2 protein-coding genes are annotated in these 1990 nt (G+C 74.4%); both read right to left on the bottom strand.

The features are described from left to right. Positions 1-86 precede the first annotated feature (86 nt). Positions 87-1748 (bottom strand): glycoside hydrolase family 13 protein, encoded by a 1662-nt coding sequence (locus N866_RS18320; protein ID WP_034229441.1) that lies wholly within the window; start codon positions 1746-1748, stop codon positions 87-89. 29 nt (positions 1749-1777) lie between these two features. Next, the coding region (locus N866_RS18315; protein WP_034229439.1) for a substrate-binding domain-containing protein at positions 1778-1990 on the bottom strand (213 nt) is incomplete at its 5' end.

Raw genomic sequence — 1990 nt, 5'->3', positions numbered from 1 at the left:
CACCCGCAGACGACATCGGGGAAGGTCGGTGGCGTCCTGCGCCACCGACCTTCCCCGGTGCTCGCCGCGAGCGGCCCGGCGTCGCGTCAGCGGCGCAGCCAGACCGTCGTCTCGCCGGGCAGCTCGCCGTCACCCAGCGGACCGCTGGCCAGCAGCACCTCGCCGGCCGGCAGCGGCACGGGCGCGTCGGAGAAGTTCGTGACGCACTCCCAACCCGAGGAGCGGCGCAGGTGCAGCGTCGTCGTCGGCTCGCCGTCGTGCAGCCACTCCAGCGACTCGTCGCCCCGGAGCTCGCGGCGCAGGCGCAGCGCCTCGCGGTAGAGCTCGAGGGTCGAGCCCTCGACGCCGTCCTGCGCCTGGACCGACAGGTCCCCGAACCACGCCGGCTGCGGGAGCGTGGGACGGTCGGAGGCGCCGAAGCCGAACGACGGGCCGTCCTTCTCCCACGGGATCGGCACGCGGCAGCCGTCGCGCCCCTTCTCCTGGTGCTCCGTGCGCTCCCAGATCGGGTCCTGCAGGTCCTCCGGCGCGAGGTCCGCGACCTCGGGCAGACCCAGCTCCTCGCCCTGGAAGAGGTAGGCCGAGCCCGGCAGGGCCAGCATGAACGCCGTCGCCGCCCGGGCCCGACGCAGGCCGCGCTCGAGGTCGGGCTCGGGGTCCGTGCCGCCGCTGAGCAGCCAGGCGTTGAGGTCCGCGCCCGCCGGCAGGGCGTAGCGGGACACGTGCCGCACGACGTCGTGGTTGGACAGGACCCACGTCGCCGAGGCGCCCGCGACCTGCGCGGCCGAGAGCGACTCGTCGACGACGACGTGCCACTGCGGCGCGCCCCAGCCGGCCCGGACCAGCTCGAAGTTGAACGCCTGGCCGAGCTCGTCGGGGCGGGCGTAGAGGACGCGGCGGCTGTTGGCCACCCACGCCTCCGCCACGGCGCTGCGCGGCGGGTCGTACTCGTCCAGCACCTCGCGCCACTCGCGGAAGATCTCGTGGACCTCCTCGCGGTCGAAGTACGGGTGGCTGCCGTCCATGGGCAGCTCGGTGAGCGCGTCGGGGTGCCGGCCGCCCAGGTTCCGCAGGGGGTCCGAGAGGTCCTTGGCCAGGGCGTGCGCGACGTCCACGCGGAAGCCGTCGACGCCGCGGTCGGACCAGAAGCGCAGCGTGCGGAGGAAGTCGTCGCGGACCTCGCGGTTGTCCCAGTTGAAGTCCGGCTGCTCGCGGGTGAAGAGGTGCAGGTACCACTGGCCGTCCGGGACGCGGGTCCACGCCGGGCCGCCGAAGTGCGACATCCAGTCCGTCGGCGGCTCGGCGCCGTCGGGGCCCGTGCCGTCACGGAAGACGTACCGCTCGCGCGCCGGCGAGCCGGGCTCGGCGGCCAGGGCCTCGACGAACCAGGCGTGCCGGTCCGAGCTGTGGTTCGGGACGATGTCGACGATGACCCGGATGTCGCGCTGGTGGGCCTCGTGGATCATCTCGTCGACGTCCGCGAGCGTGCCCAGGCGGGGGTCGACGTCGCGGTAGTCGTCGACGTCGTAGCCGCCGTCGGCCAGGGCGGAAGGGTAGAAGGGGCTGAGCCACACCGCGTCGACGCCGAGGCCCTGGAGGTGGTCCAGGCGCGAGGTGACGCCCTTGATGTCACCCAGGCCGTCGCCGTCGGCGTCGGCGAACGTGCGCGGGTAGACCTGGTAGACGACGGCCTGCCGCCACCAGTCGGCGTCGGGGTGGGTCGGGGTGTCGACGTGCTTGTCCGTCACGGGGGTGTCCCTTTCGGTGGTGGGTCGGGTCAGGCGTGAGGTGCCGGGCCGGTGCTGCCGCGGACGACGAGCTCGGTCGGCAGGGTGACGTGGGGTACAGGGTGGGGTGCAGGGCGGGGTGCAGGGCCGGCCCGCCGGGCGGCGATCACGTCCAGCAGGGCGCCGACGGCGGCGCGGCCCTTCGCGTCGACGTCCTGGCGGACGGTCGTCAGGGGCGGGTCGGTCCAGACCGCCAGGCCGTT

The sequence above is a fragment of the Actinotalea ferrariae CF5-4 genome, assembly GCF_000603945.1.
Taxonomy (GTDB): Bacteria; Actinomycetota; Actinomycetes; order Actinomycetales; family Cellulomonadaceae; genus Actinotalea; species Actinotalea ferrariae.
Note: the sequence above shows the minus strand (reverse complement) of the source record. Positions and strands in the feature narration are given on the sequence as shown.